Genomic DNA, 17,160 nt, shown 5'->3' on the forward strand with positions numbered 1-17,160 from the left:
AACCCAGTGCAGTTCATTTATCCTATGTTTTGCACCGGATTTCAACCCGGTGAGAATAAAGAAATCAACACGAATACTCAACATGATTCATAAAAACTACACTTCCACCCTTACGCTGTTCTTCATGTTGGCGGTCACCATTTTAAATGCCCAAAATAACGCTCCCTCTTCCGATTGCCCTTGTCGACAACTCGCCCAAAAAACATTTCCGGAAGCAACCATCACACTGGCCGACTGTGTGCCTGCGGGATCATTTACGCCACCTGGAAGTAGTCAGCCTATAGCCGACTTACCCGCTTTTTGTCGGGTCGCAGCTACATTGAAACCCACGCCTGAGTCCATGATTCGCATAGAAGTTTGGCTACCCGAAACGAACTGGAATGGCCGTTTTCTGGGAACGGGTACGGGCGGAGGTGCAGGAAGCGTTTCGTATGGTGCTTTGGTCAATGGACTAAAGCGGGGATTTGCCACGACGAATACCGACATGGGAACCTCACCCAACGCCAACGAAGCTGTCGGCCATCCCGAACGCTGGGTGGATTTCGGCCATCGGGCTACCCATGAAATGACGGTAACCGCGAAAGCCATCACGCAAGCCTATTACCAGAAACCATTTCACCACGCCTACTTCGCGGGCTGTTCGACGGGTGGTCAGCAGGCATTGATGGAAGCCCAACGTTACCCCGACGATTACAATGGGATTCTGGCGGGTGCTCCGGCGAACAACCGCACCCATTTACACACGGGTTTTGTCTGGAATTACAAGGTTACCAACCAGATACCGGGCAGCGCATTTCTCCCGAAGGAGAAGATCGCATTCATAACCAACGCCGTGGTCAAAGCTTGCGCGGGTAAAGATGGTGGTGCACCGAACGATAACTTCCTGACCGACGCAAGTGCCTGTAAATTTGACCCAGAAACATTGCCCAAATGTCCAGACGGCACTGATGATGGCACCTGCCTCACCGGTCCTCAATTGGCCGCCCTAAAAAAAATATACGCTGGCCCCGTCAATCCCCGAACCGGCGAACGCATTTACACGCCCATTCCGCTCGGAAGCGAGAATTCAGGTGCGGGCATCGAGTATCAACAAAACCCGAAACAGTCCCCACCCGCTTTATTCTACCAATACAAATGGGCGTTCGGCAACGATTTCGATTACACCACGTTCGACTTTGATCGTGATCAGGATAAGATGGATTCCTTATTAGCGCCGATCCTCAACGCCAATAATCCCGATCTCGCTCCCCTGAAAAAGAAGGGCGGAAAAATTCTGATGTACTCCGGAACCTCCGATCCGCTTGTTCCCTATCAGGATGCTGTCAGCTATTACGAGCGGGTTATCAAAGCGCAGGGTGGTCTGAAGCCAACAGGTGATTTCTTCCGGTTCTACCTGATACCGGGCATGGCGCATTGTAGCGGAGGGCCAGGCTTAAACGACTGCGGCCAAAATCTGGCACTCACCGTTCCGCAGGATCGCAACCACGATATGTTAACGGCACTCATCAACTGGGTCGAACAGGGTGTTGCTCCCGATAAACTAATTGCTACAGCTTATACAGGTGGCGTTTCCACCAATGCCGTCCGATTCCAACGCCCCGTCTTCCCCTACCCCAAACTACCGAAATACACCAGCGGTGATCCGAACGCTCCTGACAGTTATCGGGGAGTCGATTCTCCGAGGAACGCGGTGTTAACGCCTGCTGAACGGTATTTGAAGTAAGGATCGAAAGTAGTGAGTGTCTGTGAAGGCAGGTTCTTAAACCTGCCTTAGTGAGGTTTCTCAAAACCGAACGGTTCGTTCATACAATTCGGTTTTGAGAAACCTCATTAGGGTCAGATTTGAGAATCTGACCCCACGAGAACATCCGCAACAGCCTGACCCAAAAACACTTTCTCCAAGTGCGCCCTGTACAAATCTTTGTCGCGGCTAATGTTAACGTTCTTTTCGACATCGTGAAAGTGAATGCTTTCCAGGGGCTGCACGCCCGTGAAGGCCATCATCCGGTGAAATCCAAACATCACGCCTTCATCGACGCTTTTTTGACCGAAAAACTCACCTGGTAAGGTAAAGGCTTCTTCGGGTGCATTCCAGCTTGTCGTCAGCATATAGTGTCGACCGTGCAACGAGCCGCCTGTGCCGTAGTTGATAGCTGGATTTTTCCGCGAACGGCCATCGCTGGTATACATACCCTGCTGATGGCCAGCGGTGAAGACCCGATCAATGTATTCCTTCAATCGGTGTGGTAATTGAAACCACCAGATAGGCGTGTGGTAAATGATCACATCGGCCCATTTGTATTTTTCTACTTCGTCGGCTGGATCATAGTCGTCGTTAACGTGGGTTACCTGTACGGCAAACTCATCGGGGTGTTGCCGTAAAAAATCAAGTGTCCAGTTAGTCAGTGTTTCATTAAAAGCACCGCCCGAATGAGCGAATTTCTGCCCGCCGTTGATAACAAATATATTCTTCATGGATGTGTTCGATTTAAATAGAACGCTGATTTTCAGGGCCAATATGATTGGTTTATGATTTAAATCTGACCATCAGAGATAAACAGAAATTATATAAATCATAGATCATCTTGCTAATCATAAAAATCCGCGTTCTATCTCGTCTTTTATTGTTATGCAAAATTAGCGCAGCCTATATTATCATAAAAATAAGTTAACTAGTAGATTTGCATCATAAAACTGATAGATTATGATTGTTAATCTGGAATGGTTTCGAACGTTTAAAGCCATCTACGAAACCGGCTCGCTAACGGCAGCGGCTCAGACGTTATACATTTCTCAGCCTGGCGTTAGTCTCCATCTGAATTCACTGGAAGCGCACACGGGTTATAAATTATTCGATCGGGCCGCCCGGAAAATGGTACCTACCGAACGGGGCAAGTTGATGTACAATTACATCCTGGAGCCAATCAGCAAACTCGAAGCCGCCGAACAGCAGTTCAACAAAAGTTCGAAAACCGACAAGGCAACCATCAGCATCGGGATGTGTTTTGAGACCTTTCAGTTTACGCTGGAGCCACACATGAGTACACTCCCGTTCAACGTCATTATCAAGTTTGGCGAGTATGTTCAAATGCAACAGGATCTTGATAAGGGGCTTCTGGACTTAATCATTACCCCACAAAAAGGCACCCAGACGAACCTGGAGTATCAGCCATTTTCGAAAGAGCGAATTGTGCTTATTGGTGGGGCTAAATCGGATAGCAATGTCTTCAACAACCTTGTGACAGAAGGAAAAAGCAGCGACGCTGAAGCGTGGTTAAAGCAGCAAATTTGGTACAGTACAGCCGCCGATATGGAGCACTTGAAGAAATTCTGGTACCTGAATTTCAACACTCACCCCGACTTCAAGCCCAACTACATCGTACCGAACATTTGCTCCATCGTGCGTTGCCTGAGCGACGGAATAGGATTCTCGGTCATTCCTGATTTTCTATGCCGGAATGAGCTTGAGCAAGGCAAAGTGAAGCTGGTTTGGGAAGGCAAGAAGGTCATGGAAAATACACTCTATTTCGGTACCCGTAAGAAGACAATCTATACAAACGAGATTAACCGCATTAAGCAGATTTTCGAGAGCCAGAATGGTTAGGTTCCATGCCTTTTTTTGTCATTCCGACGTCAGGAGGAATCTCGAGTTTGACTAATACGCAACGTTGAGATTCCTCCTGACGTCGGAATGACAAAAAAAGCCAAGTTTTTCATAAAAATCGAACTCCCCTACACCGCCAAAGGCTCTTGCACTACTAGTTGAAGACGTTCATGAGCCTGATCCAGACCCACTAAAAACGCGTTTTCTGCAGCAGGTGTGCTAAACAGACTCGGTGTTAATTGGCGGTAATAGTTGATTCCTTCCTCTAAATTCCGGCCGAAATTCCGTAAATAGGTCTGGCGTTTGGCATCAGCAGGGTCAGCCTCAGCCAGTTGTTCTTCCAGATAATTCAGGTACTGTGTAAGTTCATTTAGGAACATGTGTGGACGTATTGGCCCACTGAGCAGATTGGCGCGACCGTAGATGTGATCGGTCATTTCCTGAAGAGAAACGATCTTGGAAAAGTAAGCAATGTTTGGACCGGGGCAGATGGTTACGGCATGAAGCTTTTTCAGGAAAGGCACGTTGTACACATGCGAAATGGCGTTACTCAATCCAATGCACAAACACTCTTTCCCTTGCAGTTCAGCAACCTGTTTTGTGTACTCCTCGACGGAGAGATTGAGCAATTGGAGCTGCGCCAGCTTTAACTTCTGGTATTGCTGTGAAGCCGTACAGATCGGCTCTTTAGTAAATTCGGTATTGGTGACCAAATGCTTTTCGGTACAGGGGCTTCCAGGTATTCCTCGATTAATCCGGCGGAGTCTTTCCAGTTCTGAACTGGTTCCTTTCAGGTAATAAAAACGAACGCCCAGCGGAGAAGCTTTACTTAGAACAACGTCGTTCTGCCCTGCTTTTTGAAGTTTCGCCAATGTGTCATCATCTACCGTTGTCGCTTCGGGAACCAGCAGAAAAGGGGTACCCCAGCCAGTGCTTTCGGCTCCATAGTACTGATGCAGAAACTGGTCTTCCTCATGCGTACCAATACCACCCTGAACCGTCAGTTTAATCGGGTGCGGCTCGGCAAAAACTTGCTTTCCTTTCTGTTGTAACGCATTGATATAAAGACCAAAAAGTGAATCGACCAATTCCGCTTTCTTCTGTTTGAACTCTTCCAGAATCGGCCCCATCAAATACCCGTCGGTGGCAAAGGCGTGTCCACCGCAATTGAGTCCCGATTCGACCCGAAACTCACTGACCCAAACGCCTTTCTTGGCCAGATATTTCCCCTGAATCAGCGCAGAGCGGTAATCGCTCACTTTAATCACAATCTTCTTGTCAAACTCACCCAACCCTTTGGCGTCGAATTCAGGACAGTTTTCCAGGTAGTTGAACAGCCGTGGATTTAGTCCTGCCGAGAAAATAATCGAGGAGTTTGTAAGGGTGCTCCTGGCGTATCCCTGCAAGGCGGTTAGGGCATCGGAGCCATTCTCACGTATCAGCCCATTCCGGTCAAGGTTGTTTTTGTCAACTTTTGTCATGATGTTGACATCAATACTCCCAGGCTGAATATGGCTTCTCAGGCTTTGTTGCAGACTAGCCTTTTCCAACGCATTGTCCGACTGTACCATCTTTTGATAAATAGCTTTCAAGGTGCTATCGTCGGGTAGCATCTCAAAATACTTAACCAACTCAGAACCGGCTTCAAAAGCAGCATTTTTCAGCGTTTCCATCTGCGCCTGAATCGTTCGATTCATCAGGTCGAGGTAGTCTGTAATCCGCCGGGCGCGATAGTCTTTTTCGTTAGCCGTTATCGGCACGTAGGGTTCATTGACCTGCTGATAATAGTAATTCCGCATGGACTCAATCAGCCGATCTTCCACAATAGACAGCACGGAATTGATACCAAAACGCGCCACTTTGAGCGGAGAATCGATGGTATAAGCCAGGCCCATGACCGGAATATGAAAGCTATGGATGGGTGTACTCATAAAAAAGCGAGGGGAGAAATACAGGCAGTTTGCCTTCAAATTCAGCGATAAAGATACCGGAGTGCCCTCGGGCAGAAATTGATAATGATAGGATGGTCAACTGATTTTTATCAGGATACGCTCTGGGTTGTATCTTTACCCGTCAATATCCTCTCTGCGCTGAATCATGACGTTTTTCTACAGTAAAGCCCTCCACATTATTTTTGTCGTGACCTGGTTTGCGGGCTTGTTTTACATACCCAGGCTATTCATCTACGCCACCGAAGCCGAATCGCAGGAGGAGCCGGGACGCAGCGTTCTGCAGAAACAATTATTGCTCATGCAACGCCGACTCTGGTTTGGCATTACCTGGCCCTCGGCAGTAATGACGCTATTGCTGGGGCTAAATACCTGGTATAACTACGGAGCAACGCCCACCTGGTTGATTTACAAACTGATACTCGTCTTAGGCTTATACGTATATCATGGTTTGTGTCATGCCATTTTTCGGCAGGAGCAACGGGGAGAGTTTCGTTATACGTCTACCCAGCTCCGTATCTGGAACGAAGTAGCCACGTTATTTTTGTTCGCTATTGTGTTTCTGGTCGTCCTTAAAGATGCCCTGAATATGCTCTGGGGTATGCTTGGACTGTTGGCTTTACTTGTCGTTTTGATGGTGGCCATTCGGGTGTATAAGCGCCTAAGAAAAGACTAGCTTTCCGCAGTAGATTAACTGACTATCAGCGTAAACTTACCTTCCTGAAAACTACCTCCCATCGACGTAGCAAACTCATTCGAAAATGCGACGAATGGTAAACTCTGTTGTGCACGTATCCCGGTCGGCGTTCAGCATAAAATCCTATCATTAATCGTAACACTTCAGTCGTTTTAAGGCATACCTATCAAGGGGTTACGGGCTCAATTCGATGCGAATTTATACGACCATACAAACAGGGTTGGCATACAATTAGGCCAATAAACAATTGCCAAATCAAAATACATTTAGTGTATTCGTGTTATTTACTACCGTAATCACGAGACTTTTACTTCTATACATTTAGTTTGGCACGCAATTAGTGGGAGCTTCGCCCCTCGTAAAAATCGACCTGCAAGGCAAAAAGGGTAGTCTTTTCGTGCCTGATTCAAGGAATATATCGACAAAGATCGTGGGGGAATTTTCAACCCATTTCGCCTACGCTATATATATATTGTACAATTTTTACATACTTAAAGAACATCTTTCGACTTCGACTCAATTAATCCGTTTTTTATTTAAATCATTGATTATAAATCATTTGATTATTTATAATTACACCTGCGTCTACATATAAATATACTGTTTTATCAATACAAATATACATATACTATTAAGTTACCAATAAGCATATAAATACACTTTACGTAGCTATAAATAAACACTAAAGCCTAGTTCCTACCAAAGTGGCACTCCATTTGTCTAACAAGGTAATCACCATTCCGACTTAAGGGAAAGTTATCGTTTTCATCTTCGACAGAGCGGATTCACAATTATTTTTTCAGTAACTGCTCAACTGATAGTACTATGAAAAAAAACCTTTACACAAAAAAGGGTGATCTGAATCGTTCCATTTGGGCAAAATCATCCCATTTGTACCAAATTGTCTGTCTCTTATTTTTTTTCGTAGCCTTATCACAAACGGCTAGGGCCCAAATCTCAGGTGCAGTTTATCGGGATTTTAACGAAGATGGTGTCCGGAGCTTCACGGCTGCCACACCGCTGGAAGGTGAAATCGGGGTTGGGGGCGTAACCGTCAACGTGTATAATGCTGCAGGCGCATTAGCAGGCACTACTGTTACCAGTTCTGCCACGGCTACAGCAGGGTCCTACACGGTTACGGTATCCGGAACAGCCCCCTATCGGGTTGAGTTTGTCAATTTACCCTCTGGTTACTACGACGGTCAACGAGGTACTGCAAGTGGAACGTCGGTTCAGTTTGTTACCACTTCGCCAGCTACGGGAATCAACTTAGGGATTAACTACCCTTTCGATTATTGCCAGGCTGCTCCCAACTTCATTGTCCCCTGTTATGTAAACGGTGACCCCGCCGGCGGAGGAAACGCTGGTACACAGCCCGTCTTAGTCTCCTTACCTTATAGTAGTACTGGTAACACGCCAACGGAAACTGCCGTTGCAACCAACGTTCAGATAGGAACGGTATTTGGCGTTGCCTACAACCGAACCTCTAAAAATATATACACAGCCGCTTTTGTAAAACGGCACTCTGGGCTTGGAACAGGCGGTGCCGGTGCTATTTATATTACAAAACCGGGTTCAGGCACAACCTATACAAGCACAGTGTTTGCTACGCTGCCCACCGCTGTTTCAGCGGTTTCGCCGGCTGCTATAGGCGGAACAACCGTTGTTGGTACCAACTCAGCCAGAGGATTACCGACTGCTACAACGACGACAAACTATGATGTTTCTACGTTTGATCAGGTAGGTAAAGCGGGCTTAGGCGATATTGAACTTTCGGAAGATGGCACAGAGCTCTACGCGATTAACCTCGGCGATCGACGGTTATACCAAATTCCGATCACGAATGCGAATACAACGAATCCAACGGCAGCCACTGCTTCTATCACCAGTTTTACGTTACCTGCTCCTACGCAGACAACAGGTAGTGTTTTGCGACCGTTTGCCCTTAAAGTCTATCGAGGGCGCGTTTACGTAGGGGCCGTTACCACCAATGAAGCGGTATCGACAACGGTAAACTTAGGGACAGGTTCAACTGGTGGAACGACTTCGTTGGTAACCCGAGACCCATCGACAATGGTCGCCTATGTCTTTGAGTTCAACCCGGTTAACTCTAGCTTTACAACGGTTTTGTCGTTTCCACTTAGCTATACAAAAGGAGCTACTGACAATGACCAAACCGGCGTGAGCCGTTCTGACCGCTGGTTTCCCTGGGTTAGCGTACAACCCTCTTACCCGACCCCAACAGCCGGGCAACTCCCGAACCGATATAGTCGAAATGACCTTGCCAATGCCAGTTACCCGCAACCGATGCTGTCGGGTATCGAATTCGACGTGGATGGGTCGATGATCCTTAGTATACGCGACCGTTTCGGCGATCAATACGGGAACAATAACTTGGGAGCAGATCCAGCCGGAACCAATACGCAATTGTACCGGGCCATTGCTCCGGGCGATATTTTGCGAGCGGGGCAATGTACGCCTGGGGTAAACCTCTGGACGCTTGAAAGCAATGCTCGCGTCTGTGGTGGTCCAGCCACTGCGGGGGCCAACACAAATCAGGGGCCCGGTGGAGGTGAATATTATTATAGTGATGCTATAGCCATACCTAATACAACCAACCCTTATCACCTCGAAATGAGTGAAGGTGGACTAGCCTTATTTCCGGGAACTGGCGAGGTAGCCTCTATTGTACTTGACCCAACCAACGCTGTTGATGCGGGGGGTGTTCGGCGATTCAAAAATTCGGATGGCTCTGGTAGCCCTTCAACTAGTGTACAGATTTACGTGAGTAGTGGCGTATCAACCTTTGGGAAAGCCAATGGTCTGGGCGATCTTGAACTTAATTGCGACCTGCCACCGATTCAGATTGGTAACCGTGTTTTCCGGGATGTGAACAACAATGGGGTTCAGGACCCAGGTGAACCGGGTTTAGCTGGCGTACAGGTTGTTCTGCGTGGGCCTGGCAATACTACGATTGCAACGGCAGTTACTGACGCCAATGGGGAGTATTATTTTTCCAGTGCCACTGGAACCAGTACCGCTAGTTCCATAGAAAACTTAACATTGACGGCGGGTGGCAGCTATACACTGAGTTTCCCAACCAGTGTCAGCGCCTTCACCATAAGTGCATTTCCGAACTCAGCTACAGGTACAAATGGTGGAGCGATTGACTCCGATGCTGATGCTACCGGAGCTATTTCCATAACGCTTGGAACTGCGGGACAAAACAACTTTACTTATGATGTCGGTTATGCCTGTACTCCGCTGGCTTTAACGTTAACCTCTGGAACCATTTGCGCGGGTCAAACCGTCAGTCTAACCGCCACATCAGGTTTTAGCAGCTATACATTCTCGTCGGGATTAACCCAGGTTGGTACGACCAACGTGGCGAGTGGTAGTGTAAATGGAACATACTCCGTAACGGCCGTAAATTCGTTCGGCTGCACAGGCACAGCTAGTGGTAGTATTACGGTGAATGCATTACCTGTAGTGACGCTCTCCTCAGCCACGATTTGTACGGGCCAATCCGCAACCCTGACCGCAACGTCGGGCTTCACCAACTATACCTTCTCGTCAGGTCTAACGCGGATAGGCACCACAAACCAGGCGACGGGTTCCGCAGCTAGCACTTATTCAGTCACAGTTGTCAATAGCAATGGTTGTGTTGGAGTATCGTCTACTACTGGCGGAGCAGGAACCATCACCGTTAATACGCCACCTACGGTAACGCTTTCGTCGGCCACGATTTGTGCGGGTCAAACGGCAACCTTAACTGCAACAGCAGGCCTTGCTTCTTATACCTTCTCATCGGGTTTAACACAACTAGGGGCCACGAATCAGGCAACAGGTACTGCCGCAAATATCTATTCGGTAACAGCAACGAATTCGGTCGGTTGTTCGGCTTCGGCAGTAGGCTCGATCACAGTTAATCCAATACCTACTCTGACCCTGTCTTCCGCCACCATTTGTGCGGGCCAGACAGCGACATTAGTAGCAGGTGGAACGGGTTTTGCTTCTTATACCTTCTCATCAGGTTTAACACAAATAGGCTCGACCAGCCAGGCCACCGGTACAACCGGTGGAATCTATAGCGTAACGGCTACTACGGCCTTAGGTTGTTCAACTACGGCAACAGGTACTATCACTGTCAATCCGCTACCTGCTTTGACCCTGTCATCTGCAACGATTTGTGCTGGCCAAACCGCGACACTAACGGCCTCAACGGGTTTTGCGACCTATGTCTTCTCGACAAGTCTAACCCAGGGAAGTCCAACTAACGTAGCCAGCAGCACAGCGGCTGGAGTTTACAGTGTAACCGCTACTACAGCCCAGGGCTGTTCAGCTACCGCAACGGGCAGCATCACCGTCAACCCACTACCTGCTCTGACGCTCTCGTCAGCGACCATCTGCGCCGGACAGTCTGCAACGCTAACGGCCTCAAGTGGTTTTGCAACTTATGTCTTCTCGTCGGGGCTAACCCAAGTAGGTGCTACCAACCAGGCCACCGGTACCACAGCAAATACCTACTCGGTAACGGCCACCACGGCCTTAGGCTGTTCAACCACCGCGACGGGTAGCATCACCGTCAATCCACTACCGGCTCTGACCCTCTCATCAGCCACGATCTGTGCCGGACAATCAGCAACACTGACGGCGACGGCTGGTTTTGCCAATTATGTTTTCTCAACTGGATTAACCCGAATCGGCACGACAAACCAGGCCACGGGTACTACCACAAATATCTACTCGGTAACGGCCACCACAGCCTTAGGCTGTTCAACCACCGCAACGGGTTCTATCACGGTGAACCCACTACCAACGGTCACGTTATCCTCAGCGACAATCTGCGCGGGTCAAACGGCGACATTAGTAGCAGGCGGAACGGGCTTTGCGACCTATGCTTTTTCGGCTGGACTTACTCAAATAGGTTCGACCAGCCAGGCTACCGGTACAACCGGTGGAATCTATAGCGTAACGGCCACTACGGCACTAGGTTGTTCAACTACGGCAACGGGTACCATCACGGTGAACCCACTGCCTGCACTAACGCTGTCATCTGCAACGATTTGTGCTGGACAGTCGGCAACGCTAACGGCCTCAACGGGTTTTGCAACCTATGTCTTCTCGTCGAGTCTAACCCAGGGAAGTCCAACTAACGTAGCTAGCGGCACGGCGGCTGGAGTTTACAGTGTAACCGCCACCACAGCACTAGGTTGTTCAACTACGGCAACGGGCACTATTACCGTGAACCCGCTGCCTGCTTTGACGCTCTCGTCGGCCACCATTTGCGCGGGTCAGTCAGCAACACTAACGGCGACAACAGGTTTTGCCAATTATGTATTCTCAACCGGATTAACCCGAATCGGCACCACAAACCAGGCAACTGGTACTATCGCAACTATTTACTCGGTAACGGCAACGACCGCACTAGGTTGTTCAACTACGGCAACGGGTAGCATCATAGTTAATCCGGTACCTGCTCTGACGCTCTCTTCGGCAACCATCTGTGCGGGTCAAACGGCAACTCTGACTGCAACAAGTGGTTTTGCAACCTACGTCTTCTCAACTAGTTTAACTCACCTCGGCACCACGAACCAGGCAACTGGTACCACCGCTGGCATTTATAGTGTAACCGCTACTACAGCATTAGGCTGTTCCACAACGGCAACCGGTACCATCACCGTGAATCCATTACCGGTTGTAAACCTGACTTCAGCTACCGTATGTGCTAGCCAGACAGCCAGCTTGGCGGCCACTGCGGGTTATGCCTCGTACGTCTTCTCGTCGGGTTTGACTCAGATCGGCACCTCCAATGTAGCCGTTGGCACAGTGGGTGGAACGTACTCGGTAACAGCCATCAGCACCGCAGGGTGTTCAGCTTCAGCGACGGGTAGCATCATCATCAACGCTAACCCAGTAGTCGCGCTGTCCTCGGCAACCATTTGCGCCGGACAAACAGCGGTGCTATCAGCTAGCACGGGTTATGACACGTATATCTTCTCAGCCGGACTGACGCAATCAGGCAGCTCGAATGTGGCTACGGGCACAACAGCAGGTATCTACTCGGTAACGGCCATCAGTAATGCAGGTTGTTCGGCAACGGCTACAGGCTCCATCACAGTGAACCCATTGCCAGTGGTTACTCTCTCGTCGGCAACGGTCTGCGCAGGTCAATCGGCAACGCTGGTGGCCACAGCAGGTTATGCTAGTTATGCTTTCTCAGCTGGATTAACACCGGTAACGGGTCAGCCCAATATAGCCACAGGTTTAGTAGGCAGTACGTATTCGGTAACGGCCACCAGCACGGAAGGTTGTGTTGGAACGGGAACAGGTTCTATCACAGTGAATCCGCTACCAGTAGTAAACTTGACCTCGGCCACGGTGTGTGATGGGCAGACGGCTAGTCTGACGGCTACGGCAGGTTATGCCTCGTACGTCTTCTCATCTGGTCTGACTCAGATTGGTAGTTCCAATGTGGCTATTGGTACAGCCAGTGGTATCTATTCGGTAACGGCCATCAGTACCGAAGGCTGCTCGGCGACGGCAACTGGTAGTATCACAATTAATCCGCTACCGATTGTTACGCTGTCCTCAGCCACCATTTGCGCTGGACAAACAGCAGTGCTATCCGCTACATCAGGATATACCTCGTATATCTTCTCAACGGGATTAACTCAGGTAGGTAGCTCCAATGTGGCTACAGGTACAGTAGGTGCCACCTACTCGGTAACAGCCATTAGCAGTGCAGGTTGTTCGGCGACAGCAGCAGGCTCCATTACGGTGAACCCGCTGCCAGTTGTTACCCTCTCATCAGCGACGGTCTGCGCGGGTCAATCAGCAACGCTGGTAGCCACTACGGGATATGCCAGCTATGCTTTCTCAGCCGGGTTAACACCGATGCCGGGTCAACCTAACATGGCGACAGGTTCGGTAGGCGGTACGTATTCAGTAACGGCAACCAGCACGGAAGGTTGCGTCGGAACGGGCTCAGGTTCTATCACGGTGAACCCGTTACCAGTGGTAACCCTGACTTCAGCTACGGTGTGTGATGGTCAGACAGCAAGTCTGACGGCCACTGCGGGGTACGCGTCCTATGTCTTCTCGGCAGGCTTGACCCAGATCGGTAGCTCTAATGTAGCTGTTGGCACAGTGGGCGGAACATACTCCGTAACGGCCATCAGCACTGAAGGGTGTTCGGCTTCGGCGACAGGCTCGATCACTATCAACGCCAACCCAGTCGTTACCCTGTCTTCGGCCACGATTTGTGCTGGACAAACAGCAGTGCTATCAGCTACTACGGGTTATGATACCTACCTCTTCTCAGCTGGGCTCACTCAGGTTGGTAACTCTAATGTGGCCACAGGCACAACCGCAGGAACCTACTCAGTAACCGCAATCACTACAGAAGGCTGTTCGGCAACGACGGCAGGCTCCATCACGGTGAACCCACTGCCAGTCGTCACGCTCTCGTCGGCAACAGTTTGTGCAGGCCAATCGGCAACGCTGGTGGCCACAGCAGGTTATGCTAGTTATGCTTTCTCAGCTGGATTAACACAAGTAGCTGGCCAACCCAATATGGCCACAGGTTCGGTAGGTGGAACTTACTCGGTAACGGCAACCAGCACGGAAGGTTGTGTTGGAACGGGGACAGGCACCATCACAGTGAACCCGCTGCCAGTCGTTGACCTATCATCAGCTATCGTTTGTAATGGTCAAACGGCCAGTCTAACGGCTACGGCGGGTTATGATACGTATATTTTCTCGGCGGGCCTGACTCAGATCGGTAGCTCGAATGTGGCTATTGGTACTGCCAATGGTACCTATTCCGTGACGGCCATTAGCACTGAAGGGTGTTCAGCTTCAGCGACGGGTAGTATCACCATCAACGCTAACCCAGTCGTTACCCTGTCTTCAGCTACGATTTGTGCGGGGCAAACCGCAACACTGACGGCAACCGCGGGTTATGACACCTACATTTTCTCGGCAGGCTTGACTCAATCAGGTACGTCGAATGTGGCCACGGGCACAGTAGCGGGAATCTATTCAGTAACGGCCATCAGCAACACAGGTTGTTCGGCGACGACAACGGGCTCCATTACGGTGAACCCAGTACCTGTGGTTGATCTGTCATCAGCGACAGTTTGCGCGGGCCAATCGGCTACGCTGGTAGCCACGGCGGGTTATGCTAGTTATGCTTTCTCAGCCGGATTAACACCAGTACCGGGTCAGCCTAACATGGCGACAGGTTCAGTAGGTGGTACGTATTCGGTAACGGCAACCAGCACGGAAGGCTGTGTCGGAACAGGAACAGGCACCATCACAGTGAATCCATTACCAGTGGTAACCCTGACTTCAGCTACGGTGTGTGATGGTCAGACGGCCAGTCTGACGGCCACTTCGGGTTATGACACTTATGTCTTCTCAGCGGGCTTGACTCAAGTTGGAACGTCCAATGTAGCCATTGGCACAACGACAGGAAACTATTCGGTGACGGCCATCAGCACCGAAGGCTGCTCGGCGACGGCAACGGGTAGCATTACAGTGAATCCGAACCCAGTAGTCACGCTTTCCTCAGCGACCATCTGCGCGGGTCAATCGGCAACCTTAACCGCTACCACAGGTTACGACACTTACCTCTTCTCGGCAGGGCTCACTCAGGTCGGCACATCGAATGTAGCTACGGGCACAACAGCGGGCGTCTACTCGGTAACGGCCATCAGTACGGAAGGTTGCTCGGCGACGGCAACGGGTAGTATCACAGTGAATCCGAATCCAGTTGTAACCTTAACGTCCATGAGTGTTTGCGATGGTCAGACGGCAAGCCTAACGGCAACAACAGGTTATGACACGTATATCTTCTCGGCAGGATTAACACCAGAACGTCAACGTGCCTAATGTGGCTACGGGAACCGCAAACGGTGTTTACTCAGTAACGGCCATTAGCACCGAAGGCTGTTCGGGTACCGCAACGGGTAGCATTACCATTAATCCAGCCGTGACTGTAACACTTACATCGGCAACGATTTGCACAGGTCAGGTAGGTGAGTTGGTAGCAACGCCGGGTTACGACACATATATTTTCTCGACGGGACTAGCGCAGGTTGGAACGTCCAATGTAGCGAGTGGCACCCTGGCAGGCACTTACTCAGTAACGGCGATCAGTAATGCAGGTTGCGTAGGTACCGCTACCGGAAGCATCACGACAAATCCAACGGCAGTCGTTACACTCAGCTCAGCAACGATCTGTGCCGGTCAGTCGGCAACGTTAACCGCTACTGCTGGCTTTACGAACTATATTTTCTCGGCTGGTTTGACACCTGTTCCGGGCACACCGAATGAAGTAGTTGGAACAGTGGCTGGCGTTTACTCGGTAACCGCCAGCACCAGTGCCGGTTGCGCAGGTTCGGCTACGGGTGGCATCACAGTGAACCCATTGCCAACGGCACTCATTACGGTCACCAGCGCAACACTTTGCCAGGGCCAAAGCGCGACCTTAACCGCGAGCGGTGGCGATCTGTATACCTGGTCGACCGGTGAACAAAGTGCTTCGATCGTGGTGAACACCAGCAACGTTTACTCGGTAACCGTAAGCACCGTAAATGGATGTTCGGATATAGCCAGCATCACCATCACGGTCAATCCATTGCCAGTGATCACGGTCAATTCGGCAACGGTCTGTTCGGGTCAATCGGCAACGTTAACGGTAACGGGTTGTACAGGTGGTTCGGTTCTCTGGTCAACTACAGAAACGACCGCCAGTATTCTGGTGTCGCCATCGATCACCACAATCTATTCGGCAACCTGTACACTTTCGACGGGCTGTTCGTCCACAACGGCAACAAGCGTAACGGTTAACGACGTGCCATCTTATACTGCAGCACCTCAGGCAGTAACAGCTACCTGTACTGGTGCGGCAGCGAACAACGATGCTCGAATTGTGTTGACAACGCTGGTGAATACCGAACGGGCCGACATTGTTGTAGGCAGCACGTATGGCAGTGGCCCGGCTTATGGAGCACCAACCAACCTGACGGTAACGGCCGGAACGGTGAGCTTCACCAACCTGCCAAATCCAGGAACGAGCCAGCCTTACACCATTCGATTGTATAACCCAGGTGGAAGCTGCTATACCGATGTGACCGTCATCCTGGAACCAGCCTACTGCAATTGCCCCGATCCGAAATGTGTACCGATCGTTATTCAGAAGACAAAAAGCGGAACCGTTCGGTAAGCGATAAAAACAATCCCGTTCATGTAAAAGCCCAGGCAATTTGTTTGTCTGGGCTTTTTAGTTGTCGGCGGTGCATAAGTATCACGGTATTTTACCCCCCCCCGTCCCCTCCACTGAAAACAGGAGAGGGGTGAAGACTCGGTATTTTTTAGTCCCTCCCCTTGAACTAAGGGGAGGGGTTGGGGTGGGGTAAAATATCGTAATGCTTATGATTACTTACTTAGTTGTCGGCTGTGGTTACGCACCATCTGTCAAATTAAATCCTCCGCTTTCCACTCAGATTGCCCCGCATACCAAGTCAACCGGTTCACTCATAAACAAATGCATTAGTTTAAACGCATTATTCATTAGCTTGTCTAAAAAAATCGATGACATTGTTGATTCGTATCCTCGGTCTGTGTCCTCATCTAGAGTATACACACTTTTTTTTGAGCATGTTCAAAACTCCGTTAGGAGTGGCCTGTTAATAGAAAACAGAGGATTGAGCATAACCTGAAGCGCCGTAGCCGGGCCGCCGGAGCGGTGCGACCTAATTCTGTTCCTATCGATCGCACCGCTCCGGCGGCCCGGCTACGGCGCTTCAGGTTTCTAATAAACAACAATAACTATTGACCGGACGCCCTTACAGGGCTGATTAGACTATATCAGAGATATGTATATATCCTCACAGACCGAGGAT

7 protein-coding genes are annotated in these 17,160 nt (G+C 50.0%); 5 read left to right on the plus strand and 2 right to left on the minus strand.

Going from position 1 to position 17,160, the window contains the following annotated elements:
* The first annotated feature begins 82 nt into the window (after positions 1 to 82).
* Positions 83 to 1,723 carry a tannase/feruloyl esterase family alpha/beta hydrolase gene (locus H3H32_RS25990; RefSeq protein WP_240543494.1) on the plus strand — a complete coding sequence of 547 codons (1,641 nt, stop codon included), beginning with the start codon at positions 83 to 85 and terminating at the stop codon, positions 1,721 to 1,723.
* Between the two features lie 113 nt (positions 1,724 to 1,836).
* On the opposite strand, the gene H3H32_RS25995 is transcribed toward H3H32_RS25990, so the two are convergent.
* Positions 1,837 to 2,475 (minus strand): NAD(P)H-dependent oxidoreductase, encoded by a 639-nt coding sequence (locus H3H32_RS25995; protein WP_182458668.1) that lies wholly within the window; start codon positions 2,473 to 2,475, stop codon positions 1,837 to 1,839.
* A 229-nt stretch (positions 2,476 to 2,704) separates the two neighbouring features.
* Here H3H32_RS25995 and H3H32_RS26000 point away from each other — a divergent pair, with 229 nt between their 5' ends.
* Positions 2,705 to 3,604, plus strand: coding sequence for a LysR family transcriptional regulator (locus tag H3H32_RS26000; protein ID WP_182458669.1), 900 nt, complete (start codon positions 2,705 to 2,707; stop codon positions 3,602 to 3,604).
* 128 nt (positions 3,605 to 3,732) lie between these two features.
* Here H3H32_RS26000 and H3H32_RS26005 read toward each other — a convergent pair whose 3' ends face one another.
* A complete protein-coding gene (locus H3H32_RS26005) occupies positions 3,733 to 5,535 on the minus strand; it encodes a hypothetical protein (protein ID WP_182458670.1) in 1,803 nt (600 codons plus the stop codon).
* Between the two features lie 166 nt (positions 5,536 to 5,701).
* Here H3H32_RS26005 and H3H32_RS26010 point away from each other — a divergent pair, with 166 nt between their 5' ends.
* The 3 genes from H3H32_RS26010 (at position 5,702) to H3H32_RS26020 (ending at position 16,481) form a co-directional block, all read left to right on the plus strand.
* Positions 5,702 to 6,229 (plus strand): CopD family protein, encoded by a 528-nt coding sequence (locus H3H32_RS26010; RefSeq protein WP_182458671.1) that lies wholly within the window; start codon positions 5,702 to 5,704, stop codon positions 6,227 to 6,229.
* An 846-nt stretch (positions 6,230 to 7,075) separates the two neighbouring features.
* Complete coding sequence (locus H3H32_RS26015) at positions 7,076 to 15,145, plus strand: SdrD B-like domain-containing protein (RefSeq protein WP_182458672.1); 8,070 nt, start codon at positions 7,076 to 7,078, stop codon at positions 15,143 to 15,145.
* A 1-nt stretch (position 15,146) separates the two neighbouring features.
* Positions 15,147 to 16,481, plus strand: a complete 1,335-nt coding sequence (locus H3H32_RS26020; protein ID WP_182458673.1) for a hypothetical protein — start codon at positions 15,147 to 15,149, stop codon at positions 16,479 to 16,481.
* The last annotated feature ends 679 nt before the right edge of the window (positions 16,482 to 17,160 follow it).

Origin of the sequence: Spirosoma foliorum (assembly GCF_014117325.1) — a bacterium.
In the GTDB taxonomy this organism is placed as follows: domain Bacteria; phylum Bacteroidota; class Bacteroidia; order Cytophagales; family Spirosomataceae; genus Spirosoma; species Spirosoma foliorum.

What these genes read in the sequence shown, in the direction of transcription:
- H3H32_RS25990 (WP_240543494.1), top strand. Translation starts at nt 83, where the DNA reads ATGATTCATAAAAACTACACTTCCACCCTTACGCTGTTCTTCATGTTG.
- H3H32_RS25995 (WP_182458668.1), bottom strand. Translation starts at nt 2,475, where the DNA reads ATGAAGAATATATTTGTTATCAACGGCGGGCAGAAATTCGCTCATTCG.
- H3H32_RS26005 (WP_182458670.1), bottom strand. Translation starts at nt 5,535, where the DNA reads ATGAGTACACCCATCCATAGCTTTCATATTCCGGTCATGGGCCTGGCT.
- H3H32_RS26015 (WP_182458672.1), top strand. Translation starts at nt 7,076, where the DNA reads ATGAAAAAAAACCTTTACACAAAAAAGGGTGATCTGAATCGTTCCATT.
- H3H32_RS26010 (WP_182458671.1), top strand. Translation starts at nt 5,702, where the DNA reads ATGACGTTTTTCTACAGTAAAGCCCTCCACATTATTTTTGTCGTGACC.
- H3H32_RS26000 (WP_182458669.1), top strand. Translation starts at nt 2,705, where the DNA reads ATGATTGTTAATCTGGAATGGTTTCGAACGTTTAAAGCCATCTACGAA.